Here is a 2,927-nt window from a genome sequence, read left to right as displayed (position 1 = left end):
CTGCACGACTTTTCTTGTGATTAACGGGGTCTCACCGGACACGTCCAGGGTGTAGAAGCAGGTGCCGAAGAAGCTGTCGGTCTTCTTGTAGCGGTGGCTCAGCGTATGCCAGTTAAACCGTAGCTCCATTGTGTCGCCGTCTTGGGACAAGATCTCCAGGTTGGTCACCTGGTGGGTGGTGCGAGGCTCCGGCGTACTCGCCCCGCTGCGTTCGGTCTTGATGCGGTACACCCGATCTTCTAACCCGTCGCGGTTGGGGTAGTAGATCAGCGAGATCTCGCTGTGCGGATCACGGGTCAACTGGTCGTCGTCGTCCCAGGCAGGCATCCAGAACTCGGCATCCTTACGGTACAACGCGAGCCACTCGTCCCATTCCCGGTCATCCAGCAGACGCGCTTCGCGGTACAAAAAAGCTTGGATGTCGTGGTAGCTAATGCTCATGGCACTTCTCTCCTCTCTTCTGGCGCTGGGCGCTTAGGCGGACGCGGTGGCGATAAACTGGCTGCGCTCTTTGTCGATGGCACGCAACATTTCGTCGACCCAGTGTTTGTGGTGCAGCACGTAGAGCCCTTCGTCTTCCGGGGAAGCACCGCTGAGCAGGGGCTTCATGTCGATTGCTTGGGCCGTTTCATCGGCGCCTTCGATCCACTGTTGGGCCCCGCGGGAGAGGTCGTTCCATTCGGCCAATGCACCGTTATAGCCTTCTTGGCAGGCGCGGAACTCTTCCAGATCGTCGGGGGTGCCCATGCCGGAGACGTTGAAGAAGTCTTCGTACTGGCGGATGCGGACACGACGGTCTTCAGCGGCTTCGCCTTTGGGTGCGAAGCAGTAGATGGTGACTTCGGTTTTGTCCACGGCGATCGGACGAATCACGCGTATCTGGGTGGAGAACTGGTCCATCAGATAGACGTTGGGATAAAGGCAGAGGTTGCGCGTTTGGTTGACGATGGAGTCAGCGCGGGCGTCACCCAGCTGTTCTTGGATCCAGTCCTTATGCTGATATACCGGACGCACTTCCGGGTTAAGCAGCCGGGTCCACAGCATCATGTGGCCGTTTTCATAGGAGTAGAAGCCGCCTTTGCTCTTCGACCAACCGTCGGCGTCCACTGCCTTGGTGCCGCCGGAATCGTAATTACGGCGTTCCATGGTGGAGGCGTAGTTCCAGTGCACGGAGCTGACGTGGTAACCGTCGGCGCCGTTTTCGGCCTGCAGCTTCCAGTTGCCGGTGTAGGTGTACGACGAGGTGCCGCGCAGGATTTCCAGGCCTTCGGGGGCTTGGTCGACGATGTTGTCGATGACCTTGGTGGTTTCGCCCAGGTGCTGTTCAAGCGGTTGAACATCATCGCTTAGGCTGCCGAACAGGAAGCCTTTGTAGTTTTCAAAACGCGGTAGGCGCTTGAGGTTGTGGGAGCCATCCTGTTTGAACTGGTCAGGGTAGGCGCCGTTCTTCTCGTTTTTAGCTTTGAGCAATTGGCCGTCGTTTTTGAACGTCCAGCCGTGGAACGGGCAGGTGAAGGTGCCCTTGTTGCCGCGCTTACGGCGGCACAACGTGGCGCCGCGGTGGGCACAGGCGTTAATCAGGCCGTGCAGTTCACCCTGCTTATCACGGGTGATAATCACCGGCTGGCGACCCATGGTGACGGTCATGTAGTCACCCGGCTCACTGATCTGGCTTTCGTGGGCCAGGAACAGCCAGTTGCCTTCGAAGATGTGCTTGAGCTCAAGCTCAAAGAAGGCGGGGTCGGTAAACATGCTGCGGTGGCAGCGGAAAATGCCCTGGGCGGGGTCGTCTTGTACAGCACCGCGCACGCGGGCTTCGAGCTGATCAAGCTGGGTGGTCATGATCTCTCTCCTCAAATACTTAGGCATAACCTGGGGTGTAAGGCGCTAACACATCGGACGGTGGACGTCAGCCAATCGTTAGCGCGAGGTTATGGGGCTTTAAACCTTGGCGGTACCGGCGAGCTGGCTGGCCAGATCCTGCTCGTCCTCTTTGGCCCGCGGGCGGGCGTGACGTACCTGCAGCTCGGGCGCCTCGGTGGGGGCCAGCTCCACATCGAACACCACGTGGGAGAACGGGCCATCCAGCTCGCGCTGGGCGATCTCGGCCGGGTCTTCAATCCGCTCGGCGGGCACCACCAACTCTTCGCGGGTAGCAAAGGCAAAGTCGTCAAAGGTGTAGGGATCGCCCGCCAAGTTGATCTGGGTGGTCAGGTGCTGGTGGCCCGGGGCGGAGACGAAGTAGTGAATATGCGCCGGGCGTTCGCCGTGGCGTCCCAGGGACTTGAGCACCACATCGGTGGGCGCGCCTTCAGGCACCCCGTAGCCAGAGGGGATGATGCTGCGCGCGGTGTAGCGGCCCTCATTGTCCGCATAGATCGTGCGCCGCAGGTTGTACTCGGACTGCGAGGGGTCGAAGAAGGAGTAGCCGCCCTTAGAATTGGCGTGCCAGATTTCGACCTTGGCACCGGCAATCGGCGTGCCATCCACATCGCGGACTTGGCCAGTCAGCCACATGGTCTCGCCCTCTTGATCCTGGCCGTCGTCCAGGCGCGCAAAGCCGTCGGCTTCCGGGGCACCGGCTACGTACAGTGGGCCTTCAATAGTGCGCGGGGTACCGCCCACACGCTTGGCTTCCGCATCGATAGCGTCTTGGCGCATATCGAGGTAATGGTCAAAGCCGAGACCGGGGGAGAGCAGGCCGAACTGGGTCTGACTGCCCAGGGCATTGAGCAGGTTGACACCGGCCCAGTACTCTTCTTCGGTGACGTCAAAGTCGTCGATCAGCTTAAACAGATCGCCGACCAGGCGATGCACAATTTGCTTGGCACGGTCATTGCCACCGGTTTTATCAAAGCCGGCCACGGTTTTAATGAAGTCTTGCACGTCGGGGGTATCGAATATCTTCACGGTCATGGTGAAACCCT

3 protein-coding genes are annotated in these 2,927 nt (G+C 59.8%); all 3 read right to left on the bottom strand.

The features are described 5' to 3' along the window. On the bottom strand, positions 1-441 hold a 441-nt coding region (benB, locus tag QHL1GM_RS19045), incomplete at its 3' end, for a benzoate 1,2-dioxygenase small subunit (RefSeq protein WP_071696074.1). 33 nt (positions 442-474) lie between these two features. Next, positions 475-1,842, bottom strand: coding sequence for a Rieske 2Fe-2S domain-containing protein (locus QHL1GM_RS19040; protein ID WP_071694742.1), 1,368 nt, complete (start codon positions 1,840-1,842; stop codon positions 475-477). A 99-nt stretch (positions 1,843-1,941) separates the two neighbouring features. Then, the gene (gene catA, locus QHL1GM_RS19035) at positions 1,942-2,916 is read right to left on the bottom strand and encodes a catechol 1,2-dioxygenase (RefSeq protein ID WP_071694743.1); all 975 of its coding nucleotides are present in this window, start codon (positions 2,914-2,916) and stop codon (positions 1,942-1,944) included. Between the last annotated feature and the right edge of the window lie 11 nt (positions 2,917-2,927).

It is taken from the genome of Halomonas sp. QHL1 (assembly GCF_001882345.1).
Taxonomy (GTDB): domain Bacteria; phylum Pseudomonadota; class Gammaproteobacteria; order Pseudomonadales; family Halomonadaceae; genus Vreelandella.
The sequence above is the reverse complement of the archived record's forward strand: the minus strand, read 5'-3'. Positions and strand labels throughout refer to the sequence as shown.

Coding starts and splice junctions, on each gene's coding strand:
- catA (WP_071694743.1), bottom strand. CDS start 2,916: ATGACCGTGAAGATATTCGATACCCCCGACGTGCAAGACTTCATTAAA.
- QHL1GM_RS19040 (WP_071694742.1), bottom strand. CDS start 1,842: ATGACCACCCAGCTTGATCAGCTCGAAGCCCGCGTGCGCGGTGCTGTA.